This window comes from Agathobaculum massiliense (genome assembly GCF_900291975.1).
In the GTDB taxonomy this organism is placed as follows: Bacteria; Bacillota; Clostridia; order Oscillospirales; family Butyricicoccaceae; genus Agathobaculum; species Agathobaculum ammoniilyticum.
On record NZ_OMPN01000001.1, the window covers coordinates 2,720,057 to 2,737,500 of the forward strand.

Annotated in this window: 18 protein-coding genes, 1 other RNA gene and 1 pseudogene (1 of these 20 cut by a window edge); 13 read left to right on the plus strand and 7 right to left on the minus strand. The window is 48.4% G+C overall.

The genetic code is table 11. The features are described from left to right. Positions 1-41: 41 nt before the first annotated feature. Positions 42-299 carry a hypothetical protein gene (locus DBQ51_RS13835; RefSeq protein ID WP_054328521.1) on the minus strand — a complete coding sequence of 86 codons (258 nt, stop codon included), beginning with the start codon at positions 297-299 and terminating at the stop codon, positions 42-44. Positions 300-389: 90 nt separating this feature from the next. Here DBQ51_RS13835 and DBQ51_RS13840 point away from each other — a divergent pair, with 90 nt between their 5' ends. After that, positions 390-614, plus strand: a complete 225-nt coding sequence (locus tag DBQ51_RS13840) for a helix-turn-helix domain-containing protein (RefSeq protein ID WP_107631850.1) — start codon at positions 390-392, stop codon at positions 612-614. Positions 615-1,632: 1,018 nt separating this feature from the next. Beyond that, positions 1,633-1,884 (plus strand): hypothetical protein, encoded by a 252-nt coding sequence (locus tag DBQ51_RS13845; RefSeq protein ID WP_107631851.1) that lies wholly within the window; start codon positions 1,633-1,635, stop codon positions 1,882-1,884. A gap of 58 nt (positions 1,885-1,942) precedes the next feature. On the opposite strand, the gene DBQ51_RS17640 is transcribed toward DBQ51_RS13845, so the two are convergent. Then, positions 1,943-2,146 carry a helix-turn-helix domain-containing protein gene (locus DBQ51_RS17640; protein ID WP_082397429.1) on the minus strand — a complete coding sequence of 68 codons (204 nt, stop codon included), beginning with the start codon at positions 2,144-2,146 and terminating at the stop codon, positions 1,943-1,945. Between the two features lie 1,012 nt (positions 2,147-3,158). Here DBQ51_RS17640 and DBQ51_RS17275 point away from each other — a divergent pair. From DBQ51_RS17275 to DBQ51_RS13900, 11 genes are all read left to right on the plus strand, one after another. Further along, entirely contained in the window at positions 3,159-3,581 is a 423-nt protein-coding gene (locus tag DBQ51_RS17275; protein ID WP_242977942.1) for a hypothetical protein, read from the plus strand. A 271-nt stretch (positions 3,582-3,852) separates the two neighbouring features. Continuing rightward, the gene (locus DBQ51_RS17280; RefSeq protein WP_242977943.1) at positions 3,853-4,098 is read left to right on the plus strand and encodes an integrase core domain-containing protein; all 246 of its coding nucleotides are present in this window, start codon (positions 3,853-3,855) and stop codon (positions 4,096-4,098) included. A gap of 112 nt (positions 4,099-4,210) precedes the next feature. Beyond that, positions 4,211-4,963, plus strand: coding sequence for a sugar phosphate isomerase/epimerase family protein (locus DBQ51_RS13865; RefSeq protein WP_107631852.1), 753 nt, complete (start codon positions 4,211-4,213; stop codon positions 4,961-4,963). Then, on the plus strand, positions 4,960-5,430 hold the full coding sequence (locus DBQ51_RS13870; RefSeq protein ID WP_107631853.1) for an alcohol dehydrogenase catalytic domain-containing protein: 471 nt from the start codon (positions 4,960-4,962) through the stop codon (positions 5,428-5,430). The genes DBQ51_RS13865 and DBQ51_RS13870 overlap by 4 nt, the downstream gene beginning before the upstream one ends. Before the next feature lie 591 nt (positions 5,431-6,021). Beyond that, positions 6,022-6,174, plus strand: coding sequence for a hypothetical protein (locus tag DBQ51_RS16680; protein ID WP_153802410.1), 153 nt, complete (start codon positions 6,022-6,024; stop codon positions 6,172-6,174). Between the two features lie 437 nt (positions 6,175-6,611). Further along, a complete protein-coding gene (locus DBQ51_RS13875) occupies positions 6,612-7,214 on the plus strand; it encodes a recombinase family protein (protein ID WP_054328579.1) in 603 nt (200 codons plus the stop codon). A 173-nt stretch (positions 7,215-7,387) separates the two neighbouring features. Beyond that, positions 7,388-7,588, plus strand: coding sequence for a carbon storage regulator (locus tag DBQ51_RS13880; protein WP_054328512.1), 201 nt, complete (start codon positions 7,388-7,390; stop codon positions 7,586-7,588). 110 nt (positions 7,589-7,698) lie between these two features. Then, positions 7,699-9,399 (plus strand): flagellin N-terminal helical domain-containing protein, encoded by a 1,701-nt coding sequence (locus tag DBQ51_RS13885; protein WP_107631854.1) that lies wholly within the window; start codon positions 7,699-7,701, stop codon positions 9,397-9,399. A gap of 98 nt (positions 9,400-9,497) precedes the next feature. Continuing rightward, on the plus strand, positions 9,498-11,465 hold the full coding sequence (locus DBQ51_RS13890) for a hypothetical protein (RefSeq protein WP_107631855.1): 1,968 nt from the start codon (positions 9,498-9,500) through the stop codon (positions 11,463-11,465). A 14-nt stretch (positions 11,466-11,479) separates the two neighbouring features. Further along, entirely contained in the window at positions 11,480-12,628 is a 1,149-nt protein-coding gene (locus tag DBQ51_RS13895) for an adenylyl-sulfate kinase (RefSeq protein ID WP_107631856.1), read from the plus strand. Position 12,629: 1 nt separating this feature from the next. After that, positions 12,630-13,442 (plus strand): PHP domain-containing protein, encoded by an 813-nt coding sequence (locus DBQ51_RS13900; RefSeq protein WP_107631857.1) that lies wholly within the window; start codon positions 12,630-12,632, stop codon positions 13,440-13,442. Positions 13,443-13,698: 256 nt separating this feature from the next. Here the strand turns inward: DBQ51_RS13900 and DBQ51_RS13905 are convergent. The 5 genes and pseudogenes from DBQ51_RS13905 to DBQ51_RS17285 all read right to left on the minus strand — a co-directional run. Then, positions 13,699-14,938, minus strand: a pseudogene (locus tag DBQ51_RS13905) (IS110 family RNA-guided transposase). Positions 14,939-15,804: 866 nt separating this feature from the next. Next, positions 15,805-16,161, minus strand: a transfer-messenger RNA (tmRNA) gene (gene ssrA / locus DBQ51_RS13910). Between the two features lie 28 nt (positions 16,162-16,189). Continuing rightward, on the minus strand, positions 16,190-16,657 hold the full coding sequence (smpB, locus tag DBQ51_RS13915) for an SsrA-binding protein SmpB (protein WP_054327199.1): 468 nt from the start codon (positions 16,655-16,657) through the stop codon (positions 16,190-16,192). A 132-nt stretch (positions 16,658-16,789) separates the two neighbouring features. Next, entirely contained in the window at positions 16,790-16,963 is a 174-nt protein-coding gene (locus DBQ51_RS16685; protein WP_153802385.1) for a hypothetical protein, read from the minus strand. A 29-nt stretch (positions 16,964-16,992) separates the two neighbouring features. After that, positions 16,993-17,444, minus strand: partial view of a glucosaminidase domain-containing protein gene (locus DBQ51_RS17285; RefSeq protein WP_242977944.1) — the 3' end only. The gene runs 1,492 nt beyond the window's last position; the window shows 452 of its 1,944 coding nt (coding positions 1,493-1,944); the start codon falls outside the window, past its right edge; the stop codon is at positions 16,993-16,995.

The window sequence follows — 17,444 nt, forward strand, 5'->3', positions numbered from 1 at the left end:
CGGGGGACAGCGCACGGAGCGGAAAAGGGGAAGCGCGACGGTCAAAAATCGTGACGGAAGCCGCCGCTGCTGCCCAGATGCTCCAAAGTAGAAATGACAAGCTCGATCTGCTGAAAGCATTCCGGATCGGAAAGGCTGTCGTCGCGGATATAGCCCTTGATCCGGTTGAGCGCGCGGTAATAGATAGAATCCATCAGCTTATTGACGTCCACTCCGATGAGGGACGGGAATTCCACGCGGATATCCTGCTTGGAAAGGACCTCGCGGAATACCTCCAGAAATAATTCGTTTTTCTCCAAAGCAATCACCTCAAGACTATTATAAGGGAAATACCCTTCAAAATCAATAAGGAATATATCCTTGAGCCATACTTGCTTTGAGGTGATAGCATGTATGAGCATATGAGAGGGATGCGAAACGACAAGGATATGAGTCAGAAACAGGTGGCTGATTTGCTACAGGTGCATCAAACAACATATTCTGACTATGAGTTAGGCAATATCAGCATTCCAGCACAACAATTAAAACGTCTTGCTGAATTTTATGATACCAGTATTGACTATCTGCTGGATTTTACAGATGAGCGAAAACCCTATCCGCGCAGGAAAGAATAAAAGGAAACGGCACCACCCTCCCTTTTTTTCGTGTTGCATGACTTGGTTTTTTGGCGTTTTTGATGCTTGTTTAGAAAAATAAAAATGCGTTTCAAAAACACTCAAAACCCGCGCCACGTCTTGATGAAATGAAAAAAACCGCACAGCGCTGAACATCATTGCGCGGCACCTGCTGACCAGCGACAGCGGCATCTATTGTTCCAATGTCGAGACGAGCTGCTGGGGCGACAGGGATTAGACCGTGATCTGTATCCGGCCCGGCAAAATCCCGGTTTTCGATCTGGGAGCGGGATACGATGCGGATATGTAGGAACAGCGCCGCATGGATTTTGCTGCAAGTCAGTGTTGTCTGCGGACAGCTGCCATACCATGCGCTCAAATTGCTGGACAGCAATTATGCGCGCGCACAGGATGCGTTTCAGAAGCTATGCCGCGCGGGGTATCTGGAAGTTGTCAAGGCACCAGGGCACAAGAGCTTTTTCGTCACAGATTCCGGATTTGAAGCCTATTGCCGCTTGAGGCAAAAAGACCGTAGGAAGTCGAACGCTTTCATCTGGGACAAGCCGACGGGCACGCACAGCATCGAAAAGGCGGTTCGGCGCAGCCGCATCAACGAGGCGCGGCTGTTCTTCGTCCTGCTTTGCAGGCGCAAGTACCAGACACCCTTACAGATTAAGCGCGAACAGGAACGACAGGCTGTCCGCAGCACAGACAGCCTGAAATATTCCCGGTTTGTCGGCTGCATCTATGATGAAGAACGTTTTCTCCATCTGGTGTACCACTTCGGGAACGGCAACCAACGGCTCAATCCCAACGGCGAGAAAAACGCCGCCGTGCGGCTGGTCGGGGCAATGATGTCGTTTGAGAAAGTGATCCTCGTCGAAACGCCCGAAGCGATCGCAGACATTCTGGAATATTCGCTCTGGGCGCTGAAAAAGGCTCCACGTTCACTCCGGCATATGAAGATGAACTCCATATCACATGGGAGGACAACGCAATCCTGCTGCCGTTGGATGGGTTGGCACAAGCCCTTGTGCAGCACTTTGACCGGAAGGGCTGGTGCGTTACCATTGCGCAGATGGAAGAGCAGGAGGAAGAAAAGGCAGGCATTACACTATCCCTTCTTCATGGGCAATGGATGGAGCTGCTGGAGTATCTCGCGCAGGAGCCTGACCCGGAAGCGCCGGTGCGTATTATCGCGTGGGATTTTCAGCAGCCGGTGCTGCGGCAGCGTGGTACGCTACCGACAAAAGCGCGGGTCGGGGTGTGACTGTTACAAGCGAAATAACAAAGCGGTACGGAATGCTCCGTACCGCTTTGTTATGTATTTACTTTCGTTTGTTGCTACGGCCGAACAGATAGTCCAGCGATACCTGATAATAGTCGGCTAATTTGACTGCCAGATCGAACGGCAATACACGTTCCCCGCGCTCGTACTTGGAATAAAGGGATTGATCGCACAAAATAATTTCTGAGATCTGCTTTTGCGTCAGGTCAGCATCTTCACGCAAGTCTCGGATTCTGAGATTCATAACCATCACCAAGGTAACGATAACAAAGTTTTTTTCTTCTTCCGCAAACACACAATCAAGTTCTTTGCTGCTTTTTCCTCGTACATAGGCATCTCGCCAGAGCTGGCTTTTCAAGTAAAATCCACTTGAATTGTCTATACGAGTCTTTTGCGAAAGCGATCTGCTGCAGATAATTGATAGAAACTGGATTCGAGGAAAATATGCCTTGCCTTTATTCGCTGTCCCTGCTCCCGCATAGCCTATAAACAACATAGTTAACAACTTTGTGTACTTCGCTCTATTCAAGGAAAATAAAATGAAATCCTAAACGGTGTGCCTTTCCTTGATACGCTTGACAGCATAGCCCAATCGAACAATAGCCTCCACAAGCATCGCAGGGATAGACATGGAACAGAAATGTGTGAAATCATATCCCTCATAGTACATAGTTTGAACGACTTCGGCTATCGTTTGCTCGCCTTCCCCAATGCTTCCAAACTAAAGGGGGATTAAACAAGCGCTGTCCAGACCGGCACCAAGCTGAAGTGATGGCCTAATTTTATTCCAAGACAAAGGTGTGACCTCCGCCCTTCATTTGTCTTGACAACAGATCACTGCCGTCCTTTCTTCTGCCGATTGCGGAAGTCCTTTTCGATGTCATCCGTCCAGTGCTCATTCAGAGGCACGCTGCTGCTAGAATAAAAATAGTACAAGTCAAAATGAGCAAATTCCCAATAAGCAATAGATGATACAATAGAAGTATAGTCTTGAAAGAGGATCTCATTATGCAAAGCAGCATGACAAACGGTTTAAACTGGATTCAGGCCAGTACTATCTTGATCATAAATAACTTAGTGTTCGTGGCTGTACTCAGAATCTCGGTGTAGGTTACAGCACTCTGACGAAATGGCTGAAGAATTTCAGGGAGTCTGGAAATATCCCTATTCATGGCTCCGGTAATTACGCTTCTGATGAGCAGAAAGAGATTGCCCATTTGAAACGTGAGCTTCGTGATGCCTAGGACACACTCGATGTGCTAAAAAGTTATCAGCATTTTGGGAAAATAACAGAAGCCATTTATATAGAGGTTTCTGAAAAGACGGAAGCTGCCAGAAAACAGGATCGCCGGGTTTCCGTTTCCGGAATGCTGAACTATTTAGGCGTTTCGCGGTCTGGATACCGTTCATGGTTGAAACATACCCCTACCGATACGGAAAAGCGCAGGGAATACATAAAAGCCAAAATACAGGATATTCATGATGAATCCAAGCAAAACTACAGAACTCCCCAAATCACCAGAAAGTTGCGTCAGAATGGAGAGATCATCCCAGAACGTAGAACGTACTGTTGGGAAATATATGAAGGAAATGGGGATCAAGGCCAAATGGGTGAAACCGTGGACGATCACTACCATAGATTTCGATTTCAACAACGAACTTCAAAATATCCTGAATGAACAGTTTACTCCTGATCGTCCAAATGCGGTATGGTGCAGCGATATTACATATATCTTGACAAACAAAGGCTTTGTCTATCTGACAAGCATTATAGATCTGTTTTCCTGAAAGATTATTGCTTGGACACTCAGTCAGATTTGAGAGGTATCCTGTGTGATTGACACCATTGGTAAAGCGAAAGCCAGACGCAGCACAGAACTGTCGTTAATTATCCACAGTGACAGAGGAAGCCAGTATGTATCCCAGGCATAGCGAGAAGCTACTGCAAAAATGCAGCGCAGCTACTCGAAAAAGGCTTTTCCGTGGGATAATGCATGCATCGAATCGTTTCACGCGCTTGTCAAACGGGAATGGCTGAACCGGTTTAAAATACAGGATTACCGGCAGGCATATCGTCTGGTATTCGAGTACATCGAAGCTTTTTACAATACCAAACGTATCCACTCATGTCGCCAAATGACTTTGAATTACTTTATGAGCAAACACAGACAAACTGTTCTTAGTAAGTTAAGTTGAGGATTAACTTCTCTTTTTAACTGGTGCTAAATCTTGACATAGGACCATTAGTGTTTTACCTGTATCGTTGTATGAAAAAATAGTATCAGGTGAAATTACGCTTCATGATTGGATGAAAAACGCCAAGCGGATGGGGCTGGATGCGGCAGGTATCAGTACAGCTATGCTGAAAGAACACACGCCAGTTTATCTGAACCGTGTAAACAGGTTGATTGATGAAGTCGGTATTCCGATAGCGATGGCATCCGCCTACCCAGACTTCACACATCCGGACGCTTTGCAGCGCGAACGCGAACTGGAATACTTGAGGCGGGATATCGCAATGTGTTCAGAACTGAGGTTGCAATATGTTCGCGTGCTGGCGGGACAAGCTCATCTGGAAACTAGCCGCGAAGAAGGCATTCGTTGGGCAGTAGAAATGCTGCGCCGCGCCGCGGTTACGGCCGCTAAATTTGGCGTAACACTGGTTTATGAAAATCATTTCAAGCCAACGGCATGGGAGTATGCCGATTTCAGCTTTCCAATCGATATTTTCCTCGAAATTGCCCTGAAAATTAAAGGAAGCGGTGTAAAACTGAATTTTGACACTGGCAATGTGACGGCACTGGGCTTGGACCCAATTCCCATTCTAAAAAAAATATATCCCGATGTGGCGACAGTCCATATTTCAGATATGGCAGAGTTGGGTAAATTTGCTCCGGTTGTTATCGGTACTGGCGTGACCCCGAACAAAGAAATATTGGCGTATCTGAAACAGCAAGGCTTTAATGGGTTGGTCTGCATAGAAGAAGCAAGCGGAACAGGATATGATGGTATCCGTAAGGCCGTAGAATTTGTTCGAAGCGCATGGGAGGAGGCGTTATGAAAGCGTTAGTAGTAATAGAAAACGGATTGGCCGAGATGCGCGAAGTGAAAACACCGGACTATGGAGCGGATGAAGTGTTGGTTCGCGTAAAGGCCTGCGCAATCTGCGGTAGCGATGTTCATGGCTATGACGGGTCGAGTGGTCGCCGTCAACCACCGATCATTATGGGGCACGAGGCAGCTGGAATGATCGAATGTATTGGAGAGCGTGTGACACGGTACAAACCGGGCGACCGAGTCACGTTCGATTCAACAGAGTACTGTGGTTCATGTTATTATTGCCGTAAAGGCATGGTGAATCTGTGCATGCATCGTCGCGTACTCGGCGTCCATTGCGCGGAATATAGCCGCGACGGTGCTATGGCGCAATATATTGCAGTGCCAGAAAGGATTCTATATCATAGAGTAGTTATTAAAGCCCCTCTCCAAGGGTTGTGCTACACGGTAGGGGATGCTGCGGATCAGTAATTACTACCCACCACAAGATGGTTCAAGAAGGGTTACAACCACAGCCTCTATTACGGCACCGAAGTAAATTTCTGAACGCAAACAAAGCCATATTGGCTGTTTTGATGTGATTAGCTCCCCCTTGAAAACGACGTGATATGTTGCCGTTAGACAAGGGGGAGCTTTACTTATGCGGTATCGGCAGAGCGGGTGGATTAGCATATCGCCGAGCATACAAGGGAACTTAGTCGTCGGGCGCGATACGTCGCGCTTCCAAATAGTAACATTTTTCGATGCTCGTCCATTGAAAAAGTTTTGCGCGGTAGCACGCCTGCGCGCAGTATCTGTGGGAACAGGCCGGCTTTCGAGAGGTTCGGTAAAAGAAAGCCTATGATAGATAGCGGCGTAGTAGTGTTTCCGTTCCATGGATATAGTCGATTCCTGCTTCCGTGTTTTCTGCGAGTAACTCATCAAGTGCCTGCTTATACATAGCGCTTCCTCGAGTGCAAACGGAGTAAGAGATTGCGTTATCCCAGCAAGGTGACAGGATAGAGTGGTCTGCGCCATGCCGGACGGTACGGCGCGTTGCATCAGGAGGTGCAAGGCTGCGACATGATCGACATGGCACAGCAACCGGTACACAGCTTAAAAACAGATGCTATCTTCGTGCAGATAGACCAGTTCTGCCAGCATCCTGCGCGCATGGCAGACGACATGCTAGACTTGAGTCGTTCCCAGTACGCATTAGCAGCCGCCGTCGAGTGATTATCATCTCCGGTGGCGAATACGAGAGGGACGCGCTAACTGTATGCCTATATTGTCTGTGCAATGGGCGCAGCATGCTGCATAGGCCGCGTGTGCTGTTAGTCGCTAAAAAACGCAACAGTCTGCGCCACCTGTGGCAGCAGATGGTCGATCCGACATCCGCCATTCTACATCAGTGGAAAATCGTATATCGGTGCTATACTTTCGGTAATAAAGAATACGGTCACTTGGGAGAACGGATCTCCAAGGTGGCCGTATTTTTGGTAACACAGCATACTCAATGATGCTGAGCAGCCTATATCCAAGACAGAAAATCAACTCTGAAGCCCTTGCTGCTAAAAAACAGCCGCAGGGGGGATTTTTTATCCAAGTATTTTTCCCTTTTCTGTACAATAAATGCAGGATAACTGCCTATATGCAGAATGGAGGAATAACATTTGGGAAATATTTACGGTTATATCAGAGTATCCAGCACTGACCAGAACGAGGATCGGCAGCTTGCTGCGTTGCGGGCCAAAAGAGTGCAGAGCAATCGCATCTATATGGACAAACAGAGCGGCAAAGATTTTAATCGCCCGAAATATAAGCGCATGTTGAAAAAGTTAAAACAGGGCGACCTGCTCTATATTATGAGCATTGACCGGCTGGGGCGTAATTATAAAGAGATACAGGAACAGTGGCGCATTTTAACGAAAGAAAAGGGCATTGAGATCTGCGTGCTGGATATGCCGCTGCTGGACACCCGGCAGGGCAAGGACCTGATGGGAACATTTATTGCCGACCTTGTGCTGCAAATCCTGTCCTTTGTGGCGGAGAGCGAGCGCGCAAATATCCGCAAGCGGCAGGCCGAGGGCATTATCGCAGCCAAAGCGCGCGGCGTGAAGTTCGGCAGACCAGCTCTGCCCCTGCCCGATAACTTCTACGAAGTACATAAAGCGTGGCGCGACAAAAAGATACCCCTCCGGCTGGCAGCAGAAACCTGCGGCATGCCGAAAGGGACTTTCTATTATAAAGCTGTGAAATTTGAGAAAGAGAGATAAATATAGCGGCTGAAAACTCGAAAAGGTATACTTTTATAAACGCGACCGTAGGGGAAATTTTTTTATTTATTTCCTTATTTATAAAAGTATCCGACCGATATTATAAATAACATGGTAAGAGTAGGGTTTGTTTTGAAAAGTATAGTTTTTGAAAACGGAAGAAAGGTGAGAAGATGCTGGCGTTATCCGTTCAAGAAGGAGATTATATCACGATCGGCGATGATATTGTGATTCAGATATATGCGCAAAAGGGAAAGCTGACGCGTATTGCAATCGACGCGCCCAGAGAAATGCCGGTTGTTCGCTCCAAACTGGTAGAAGAGCAGGGAGCAACGCCGGAATGTATGAAGCGCTTCCGCAGCAGCAAACCGTAAAAATCAATTTGATTCAAACGGATTGACCCGTTTTGAATAGAAATTTATCAACTAAAGGGCCGCAGACGGATGGATTCGCTGCGGACGGATTCTGAAAAGGAGAATGATTTATGAGAATCCAGCACAACATTATGGCAATGAATGCCTACCGCAACTACAACAACAATACCTCAGCGCTGTCCAAGAACCTTGAAAAGCTGTCCTCGGGCTACAAGATCAACCGCGCGGGCGACGACGCGGCCGGTCTTGCGATTTCCGAGAAGATGCGCGCGCAGATCACTGGTCTGGAAACCGCACAGAAGAACGTAAAGGACGGCATCTCGCTGGTAAAGACCGGTGAGGGTGCAATGCAGGAAGTGCAGGACATGCTCAACCGTATGGTCGAGCTGGCCACCCAGTCCGCGAACGGCACCTACGACAACGAGGTTGACCGTGACAACCTGCAGAAGGAAGTAGACCAGCTCAAAACCGAAATCGACCGTATTGCAGATTCCGCGAACTTCAACGGCATTAAGCTGCTGGACGGAAGCCTGAGTGGCGGCTCCCAGGTTGATAATCTTGCAATTGATGCGACCACCGCGGTTAAGGGTACCTATACGACTGCCGCTGTAGCGGATACCGATGCGCTCGGCAAGCTGACTACGGATGATATTGGCAAGACGCTGGATTACACGGTTACCTGGAAGGACAGCAGCGGCAAGGAGCAATCCACAACCGTTTCCCTTACCTATCAGGGGGATGGCACGGGCGCCGTTGCAAAGAACAACACGAAAAATTATTTTACCGACGCAAATGGAAATAAGTATTATCTCGATGCAAGCGGTACTGGCGCTAAGCTTGCGGCATCCAAGGTTTTCAGTGGTATCGTGGCTGGTCTGAAGGCGGACAGCAATTTCTCCGCTAATTTTGATATTGCGGCCGGTACCGGCCGCAAGATTGTCTTTACCTCCAAGCAGGAGGGTTCTGCGGGTGCACAGGTAGTCGGCGTCGGTGTGAGTGAAAATACCAGTCTTGCTGCAGGTTTTGCAGCATCTATGGCAGGTGACGTTGTCCGTACGGAAGCCTATGATTCCATGCAGAAGTTTGATGCCAGCAAGATTACAGTCGCTGACGGCGCTGCGTCTGGCGTTACCTTGGAGCAGTTGAAGGCAAATATCTTTGAATTGGATGGACACAAGTTTCTGGTTGCTACCGGCCTGACCAACGATCAGATCAAGGCGCTGGGCGATGATGTAACCATCATCTCTCTTGCTTCTAAGAGTGCCCCAGATGCTGCGGATGCCAAGCAGATTGCCGCGGAAATCAGCCGTGTGACCGGCATGGAAACCAAGGTATATGACGCTGCGGTTACAAAGGCCAACATTAGTACGACAGACATCGTATTTACCAAGGATAAGCTGAGCCTGAATGGCAGCTCGCTCACCCTGCAGATCGGTGACACATCGGATAAGTACAACCAGCTGGATGTTAAAATCAAGGATATGCATACTGCCGCTCTTGGAATTGATTCATTGAGTGTTGCTACGCAGGAGGCGGCGCAGGCAGCAGTGGATACCATTAAAAATGCGATCAATACCGTATCCTCTGTGCGTGGTACGCTGGGTGCGACCCAGAACCGTCTGGAGCACACCCAGAACAACCTGTCCGTCATGACCGAGAACATTCAGGATGCTGAGTCCACCATCCGCGACACCGACGTGGCCGATGAGATGATGGCGTACACCAAGAACAACATTCTGGTACAGTCCGCGCAGGCAATGCTGGCGCAGGCCAACCAAGTGCCGCAGGGCGTTCTGCAGCTGCTCCAGTAAGCTGTATTTTCTCTGTATTTGCGGCACACACCAAGTTATAATCCGGATGGGGGCGGGCATTTTGTCCGCCCCCGTTTTTATGAGAAAGGACCGATCCTATGAACAGCGATGCCCTTGCACTGGCTCGCCGTCTGGCAGAGTTGGACCAAAAAGAAACTGCACAGCAGGCATATACGCTTGTGCTGCAACAGTCGGATGGATCAGACCCTGCTGCCGAGATGGAGGCTGCAAGCTACATCTTTTTTTCAGAGGGAGAGTATCAGACAGCCTATACGACCTTTGTTTCTCTGTACAACCGCGGATATTATCAAGCGGAATTGATGGATCTGATGATGCAGGCCTTTTATCTGCCCAATGTGGAAGCGCAGCAGAAATGTTATCAGGAAAACTGTGAGCTTCTTGGCGGGTATCCCTATTTGTTTTGTAAGGATTTCCTCCCATTTGACAGCCTTCCAATCTTATTTTTCCCTTTTAATGATAAGGGGTATATTCCTTTTTTCAAAACCCAAAACCGCTTTGGAGAATATATTGATTTTAATGATCCGGTAATAGACCGGAACTTCTTCCATGACCTTGAAAATCCCATCCTTGCAGAGGATGTTTTCTCTCAATATCAGTTGGAGTATTTAAATGACAATGTGCGCAAAAGCGAATGGGTAGCACGCGAGAACCATATCTATCTTCACTATACGGATTGGAATACCTTTTGTGCGTATTTAAGCTGCCTGCAATTCTCCCGGCTTTTACCACAACAAAAATTTGTTTTTCTGGTTGAAAAGGAGATTGCGCAATATCCCATTGATTTTGCTGAACGATTTGGCATTGATTACAGCAGGAACAGGGTCAGGCCGTTTTCCTATCAAGAGGTTACGCGCCTCATCTGGCATACGCAGTTGGCCACGCATAATGGGGGGGATTTCTTTAATGAAATCTTTCATAACCATCCGAATCTGCTCACCATGGAGTCCGTGATGTTCCATGAACTGAGCCAGAAAATCAAAACTGCAAAAAAGGAATTGCGCCGTCAGGCAGGCAAGACGCAAAAAGGTATGATGGCTCGTTTGACAGATAAGGATATGCTCGTTTCCTTATTACTGGGCCGTGAAGATGCCTGTGCAGGCTTGGATTACAAAGCGCGTATCGTTCCCGCCGTTTTTTTTCAGCCACACTTTCCAAATATGCTGTATCATATTATGTTGGCAGGGAAAAAAGGTGTATCCACGCTATATTCTGAACAGTATGAATCTATTCGCGAATCCCCGATTTTTCAGAATTTCAAGTATATCAAAACATTCACACCTATGCGCCGTATTACGACCAGCTATGCGGCAAGTGTTCGGTTTATGTATGCCCAGGCACAGATGGATCAGGGGAGAGAGGGGGGGAAAACCTTTAAGGTGGTTTCAGATGTTGTATCTGAGCGTATACAAAACCGAAGCTTTATGATTGACCCACAGGACCGGCTGTACAGAGACAGCGTACTTGTTCGCTTTGAGGATGGCAAGCTCAACCCAACGGCGACCTTTACTTCCTTGGCAGGATTTCTGGACATCCCGTATACCGAGAGTATGACCTATTGCTCAGGGCGGGATGGACTCAATCCGGAATCGCTTGAGGGAAATGTCAGGGGCTTTGATCTTGCCACGGTCTATAGAACCTATGATGAATATGCAAATGATGAAGAGCGAGCCTTTTTGGAATATTTTCTGAGAGATGCTTACGAAGAGTATGGATATGATTTCCATTACTACAAAGGTGAACCGGTTGATGAGCAATGGATAAGGGAAAAAATTGCGCGTTTTACTTGTATTGATGGATATATTATGAGAACGTATGGACGTATTTTGGAACATCGGCGAGACGGCAAAACAGGGGAACCTCTGGAAGAAGAAGATATTCGCCAAAGGTGTGCTGCAGTTATCATACCGGAAAAAGAAAAACGATTTAATTTGGCTTGCCGCCTGCTCGCGGGTTTGTCGTTTGTCAATCGACAGGGACAGCCCCTTCGGATGATGAAGAAACTCGAACTCGATCCTGCGCTGCTGGAGCAGCCGCTTTATCATTGATAAGGAGGGGCGTTATGGAACACAAAGGGACAGTTTATTTTTTCACCGGTTTGTCTGGTGCCGGCAAGACCACATTGGGTGGATTGTTTTATCAACGACTCAAGGCCACAAAGCCCAATGTGGTGTATTTGGATGGGGATGCAATCCGGCCCATATTCGGTGAGGACAGCGGCTACACGCAGGACGATCGCCTGCGCTGGGCAGGGCGGATCTTCCGTGTATGCAAGATGCTTGCCGACCAAGGCATTGATGTCATCTGCTGTTCGATCGCCATGTTCTCTTCTGTACGGCGGTGGAACCGCGAGAATATCAGCCAGTATAAGGAAATTTACATTCGGGTAAAAAAAGAGACTCTGTTGGCACGCAATCAAAAGGGATTGTATACGGCTGGATGTAACGTGGTAGGGGTGGATATTCCATTTGATGAACCGCAAAGCTCTGATCTGGTCGTGCAGAATGACGGCGAACAAACGCCGCAGGAGCTGGTCGAGCAGATCGAGCATATCTTATATCCTAATATCGTGGAAAACCCCATTGATAACCGCGATTATTGGAACCGTTATTATCAGGATCAGATTTGCACCATAGAACCTTCTCCATTTGCACGATATGTGGCGACGATGACCGGGGCGGGGGGGCGGCTGGTTGATCTAGGATGCGGTAACGGGCGGGATGCCTTGTTTTTTGCGGATATCGGATTAGATGTGGTTGCGATTGATCTGTCTGATGCTGCGATCCGTATGCTCCAGAAGTTGGAAAGAGGGAATCCGCACTTTATCTGTGGTGATTTTATCAACGAATCTGTTCATCAGTCGAAGAGTTATGATTACGCATATAGTCGATTCACGATTCATGCAATCAACAGCAAGCAGGAACAACTGTTGCTGCGCTCCATGTATCGTGCCCTTAAACCCGGTGGAAAGTTTTTCATCGAAGTGCGCGGGATACATGATCCTCTGTATGGCAAGGGGCAGCAGCAGGAACGCAACGCTTTTTTTTACAACAATCATTATCGCCGATTTATTGTGATGGATGAACTAGTAGCAGCTCTGAGAAAAATCGGTTTTCGTGTGGAGTATGCGCAGGAACGTACAGGATTTGCACCTTATGGAAATGATGATCCACCGGTAATCCGTATTGTAGCAATTCGCCAGGAGGGATGAGATGATGGTGTGGGCAGATCTCCATATGCACTCTGCGGCATCAGATGGGCAGCTTTCGCCAACTGACTTGGTGCGCAAAGCGCAAGCAGCGGGGATAGAACTGCTCGCTCTGACCGATCATGATACACTGAGCGGGACGGAGGAAGCGATCCGTGCAGGCAGAACATATGGTATTCAGGTTTTGCGAGGGATTGAGCTGGGAGCGAGTGAGCATCGCTATATGCACATTCTGGGACTTGGCATGTCTGATGTCGGGACTGCATTGCCTGCGCTTTGTGACACGCTACAACGCAGTCGTAACGAACGAAAATATCGTATCATTGCTTTTCTTCATGAAAAGGGCATCGATATTTCGATAGGCGACGTGGAACAGCTTGCCGGTGGCAAAGTAGTTGCAAGACCGCATTTTGCTCAGGTATTAGTCCAACAAGGCTATGTATCCTGCATGAGAGAAGCATTTGATCGGTATTTGGATACAGCGGAATATCAAAAAATTGAGCGCTTTAAAGCTTCGGCGGAGGAGTGCATACAGGCGATTCATGCAGACGGGGGAAAAGCCGTATTGGCGCATCCATATCAGTTGGGACTAAACGTAGAAAAACTCGATCAGGTGCTTAAAACATTAAAAAACGCCGGATTGGATGGCCTGGAATGCTGGTATTCGCGGCATACGCACCAAATGACAGAAGAATTTTTAGCTCTTGCTCAAAAATATGAGCTTTACATCAGTGCGGGAAGTGACTTTCACGGAGAAATGGTTAAGCCGGATATTCAGCTCCATCCGTGGAAGCTGGATTTGGATTGGCTGATTTAGGCTAAGCGATGCAATCAGGAATTTTTTATGAATTAACGCGATAAGATCAACAGATATCTAGATATCTGTTGATCTTATCGCTGCGTTTATATACACCATATGCGCCGGAAACGATGTTTTCATGTAAGACCAGCAAACAAATGTCAAGAACCGAATTGAAATGAACCGCTATTTTTAGGTGCGGCAAAAAGGACACAGAAAATCAAGCCACCGGAAATTTTGACTCTGGCCCAGAATGGACAGGTTCAGGATAAGATCAGGCTTCGAGACTATCCAGATGCTTTTTCACAGTGGCGTAGTAAATGCGCAGGAATTTGTTGGCGGAGGCCATCATGTAAACACGATAGGGCTTTCCCTCAGCACGTTTCTTATCCATGAATTGGTACACCGGCTCATCGGCGGAGGAACGCTGGAAAATCACGCTCATCACCAGGAACAATGTTCTGCGCAGAGCGGAGGAACCCCGTTTGGAGATGCTGCGGCTACGGACTTCCATCTGGCCGGACTGGTATGGAGGGGCGTCGATACCCGCGAAAGCCACCAACGCTTTCTGGGAGTGGAAACGGCGCACAGCGCCGATCTCTGCCATAAGCTGGGGCCGAGAGCCGGATCACAACACCGAACATCCCCATCACAATGGAGTACTCCGGCAGCGATGCCGCCAGAGACTGCATTTCTGAGCGCAGCCAGTGCAGTGGATACAGCCCAGAGTTGGAACACCGCCTGCTCTATCAGGAGCTTGGTCGTATTGGCCTTGGGCATAACACTGAAATGTCCACAGGCGGAGGTATAACTGTCCAGCGCCTTATCCTGGCTGAAGTTGTAACCGTGTTTGTTACACCACCTCTGGTACTTGGCTGTAAAAGCCTTTTCGGTTAACCCACAGACACACTCACAATGCAGGAAAGCAGCTACAAAGCCTATCCATTTCTCGCTGCCATTCGCCCTGACAGGGCTGGTAAACAGGCGGTTTGCATCAGGGAAAGCGGTGGCGAGCAAGGAAATCAGGTTGTTTTTGAGCATGGTCTGCACCTTGGCACATTGCTGGTACTGTCGGTATGTGGTTTTCAGCATGAGCCGTATCTCATCCTCTGGGATGTACTGGGCATCGCCAGCCAGTGGTCAAGACCGTAATTGGCCAGCTTGATCGCGTCTTTCTTGTCGGTCTTGGCCCGCCGTAGACTGTTACTCCCGCAGCCATGCATCAGCATGGCGTTCACCACGGAACCGTAAAACTCGGAATGGTAAAGGAGGCTGGCAACCGGCAAATGGCAGTTCCCCGCAGTCTCCATCAGTATGCGATTTTCGCCGTCCAGTTCCCACAGCAGTTCGGACAGTTCGTACAACTCAACATCTGTGTGTCCCACCTCAAAGGGAGGGGGCACCATCTCTCACAAAGCCCGCATGACGGCGATCATGCTTTTGCCTTTGGAAACATCAATGCCTACACAGTTTACGTTCACTCCCCCAATACAAAATTTGCAATCGGAAACCATCTTTCTCTCAATGTCGATTCAAGCTACTGCGTGACGCGGGCAACAAACCCAACCTGCTCAACCGAACGCTACAATGAGGGATGGGTAGCAGTATTGCATGCGGACACGAGAAGCCCAAGCATCAAAGCGCTACCCGATTACACCCTGAGGCATGAGAACGAATAAAGCACGCCAGCCAAGCGTGCTTTACCCAGCAATTATATTGTAGTAGCATCAAAACACTTGTTTTAGAGTTCAGCAGGTCAATATAGGCCGATGTTAATGTAGCGGCATTTAGAAGAAAGCGATATGTTGCTTTACGAAACCCTGAACATCGAAGACTGATCAAAAATTGCAAGTGCAAACCACAATAGGGATTCTTTTGGAAAGGCGGTAGCTGGTAATTAAAAGGCGTGTTTAACCATATGGTTTAAACACGCTTTTTCAATTAAAGCATGTAACCTATCTTTTGTCGCTGTTGGTCCTATGTCAAGATTTAGCACAAGTTAAGCCTTTAGCGCAATATATGTGCATCATTAACCTTGGTCTTTTAACCTCTTGTTATCGGCTGTTAATTTTTTTTGCCGTAGCTATATATCGCATCAATCACCTATTTATATCAGAAAATATTTCCGGATTGATGCTCTATATGATCCTGTTTTTATAATTATATGTTATTATCCGAAACAATTCCTGCCCCTTATTGCGCAAAATAATTCTACACAACATATAAAACAACGGCAGCAAGCATTACTGCTTGCTGCCGTTGTTGATTGTGACCGCAAATACGTTCCTAACAATGTGTATGATTCGTACCTGCGCGTTATGATGGAGCTGATGAGTCCAGTTGTCGAACCCAGCTCCTGGGGTTCGACCTGGGATCAAATTGGTGGAGCCGAGGGGAGTTGAACCCCTGTCCGAAAGCGCATTCACCGTGACTTCTCCGGGCGCAGTTTGTCTTTTGGGGATTCCCGCTGCGATACGCCGGCAAACAGGCTTACCGTTTTGGTAGAGTCATGTTACATGACGGGGGCAACTCTTACCCCGTACACGTTCACCACTAAATCGACGCCGGGTTTCAAAGCCGTGGTCCTCTTTGAGCCGACGGGCTAAGCCTTAATTAGGCAGCCTGAAGAGTATAATCGTTGTTGTTTAATTTATAAACAGTTGGAGCTTTTTACGCAGATCCCCGCTGCGGCCCGCTATCCCGGCTTCAACACCCCCGTCGAACCCGTTACGGCCCCATATAGGTGTATCCGCAGATGCGAATATTCAACGATTGCGCTCTTTCATTGCGCGGTCCATTTCGCGTTTGGCGTCGCGCGCGGCAATGCTGTCGCGCTTGTCGTGCAGCTTTTTGCCGCGGCACAGGCCAAGCTCGAGTTTCACCCGCGAACTTTTAAAATACACGGACAAAGGGATCAAGGAATAACCGTCCTGCTTGGTTTTGCCGAACAGGTTGGCGATTTCCTTTTTGTGCATCAGCAGCCTGCGCACACGCAGGGGATCCTTGTTGAAAATATTCCCTTTTTCATAAGGGGAAATATGCATGCCCCGCACAAAAAGTTCGCCGTCTTTAAAAGTGCAGTACGAATCCTTGAGGTTGATCTGCCCTTGGCGAATGGATTTGACCTCGGTGCCAAACAGCTCGATGCCCGCTTCGAATTTGTCCTCGACAAAGTAATCGTGCCATGCTTTTTTATTGGCAGTAACCTGCTTTGTCCCTTTTTTATCCGGCATTGCACGACCTCCTTTTCCCGTGGTACAGTTTATCATAGCATGCGCTTGGCGATTTGTAAAGGCACAAGTGTGTTACAGTCTTCGACGAAAATGGAAGACGGGAGTGTTAAAAACACTCCCGTCCCTTGCTGTTCAATCATCCCCGCGCAAAAGCTTTTCCGCGTAGCCGTGCAGCTCGTCGGGGGAATGGACGTTGTCGCCGCGCTTGACAATCATTTCGCGCACATAATCCGGCAGGTCGTCAAAGTATGCGTGGGCGGCGTGGTTGATCGCCAGCATTTCGGTCAGATTGTGATACCGTTCCATGCACATTCACCTCGCCGAAAGTATACCCGTTAATAGGTCAGGATATTCTCCAGGATGTTCAATATTTTTACGCCATAGTCCGCGCCTGCGGCCCAGCCGTAACCCTTGGGATTTTCCTGTATCCCCAGATACTGCACGGTCGGCGCGGCGCCGCGGGAAACGAGGGAAAAACGGGGATCAATGCAGGCGTTCCTGAGCGGTTCATGGTTCGCATAGGCTTTCAAATGCTGTATCTGGGCGCGAATGCCGAGCTGCGGGGTGTCGAACGACGCGCCTTTCATTCCGTTATCGATCACGCCGAGGCCGCAGAAGTTATTTTGACCGATTGTCACGGCGCTGTCGCGGAAAGTGAAATTACCGGTCTCAAGGCAGGACTGCGCAAACGCGATATCCCCGCGGATCCCTTCGGCCTGTCCTTCGGATATGTAGTAAGGAATCATATCGATCACAGACTGGGGGACGTTGGGATTGGCTTTTTTGA

What these genes read in the sequence shown, in the direction of transcription:
- DBQ51_RS13840 (WP_107631850.1), top strand. Translation starts at nt 390, where the DNA reads ATGTATGAGCATATGAGAGGGATGCGAAACGACAAGGATATGAGTCAG.
- DBQ51_RS17640 (WP_082397429.1), bottom strand. Translation starts at nt 2,146, where the DNA reads ATGAATCTCAGAATCCGAGACTTGCGTGAAGATGCTGACCTGACGCAA.
- DBQ51_RS17280 (WP_242977943.1), top strand. Translation starts at nt 3,853, where the DNA reads ATGCAGCGCAGCTACTCGAAAAAGGCTTTTCCGTGGGATAATGCATGC.
- DBQ51_RS13865 (WP_107631852.1), top strand. Translation starts at nt 4,211, where the DNA reads ATGAAAAACGCCAAGCGGATGGGGCTGGATGCGGCAGGTATCAGTACA.
- DBQ51_RS13870 (WP_107631853.1), top strand. Translation starts at nt 4,960, where the DNA reads ATGAAAGCGTTAGTAGTAATAGAAAACGGATTGGCCGAGATGCGCGAA.
- DBQ51_RS16680 (WP_153802410.1), top strand. Translation starts at nt 6,022, where the DNA reads ATGATCGACATGGCACAGCAACCGGTACACAGCTTAAAAACAGATGCT.
- DBQ51_RS13880 (WP_054328512.1), top strand. Translation starts at nt 7,388, where the DNA reads ATGCTGGCGTTATCCGTTCAAGAAGGAGATTATATCACGATCGGCGAT.
- DBQ51_RS13885 (WP_107631854.1), top strand. Translation starts at nt 7,699, where the DNA reads ATGAGAATCCAGCACAACATTATGGCAATGAATGCCTACCGCAACTAC.
- DBQ51_RS13890 (WP_107631855.1), top strand. Translation starts at nt 9,498, where the DNA reads ATGAACAGCGATGCCCTTGCACTGGCTCGCCGTCTGGCAGAGTTGGAC.
- DBQ51_RS13895 (WP_107631856.1), top strand. Translation starts at nt 11,480, where the DNA reads ATGGAACACAAAGGGACAGTTTATTTTTTCACCGGTTTGTCTGGTGCC.
- DBQ51_RS13900 (WP_107631857.1), top strand. Translation starts at nt 12,630, where the DNA reads ATGATGGTGTGGGCAGATCTCCATATGCACTCTGCGGCATCAGATGGG.
- smpB (WP_054327199.1), bottom strand. Translation starts at nt 16,657, where the DNA reads ATGCCGGATAAAAAAGGGACAAAGCAGGTTACTGCCAATAAAAAAGCA.
- DBQ51_RS16685 (WP_153802385.1), bottom strand. Translation starts at nt 16,963, where the DNA reads ATGGAACGGTATCACAATCTGACCGAAATGCTGGCGATCAACCACGCC.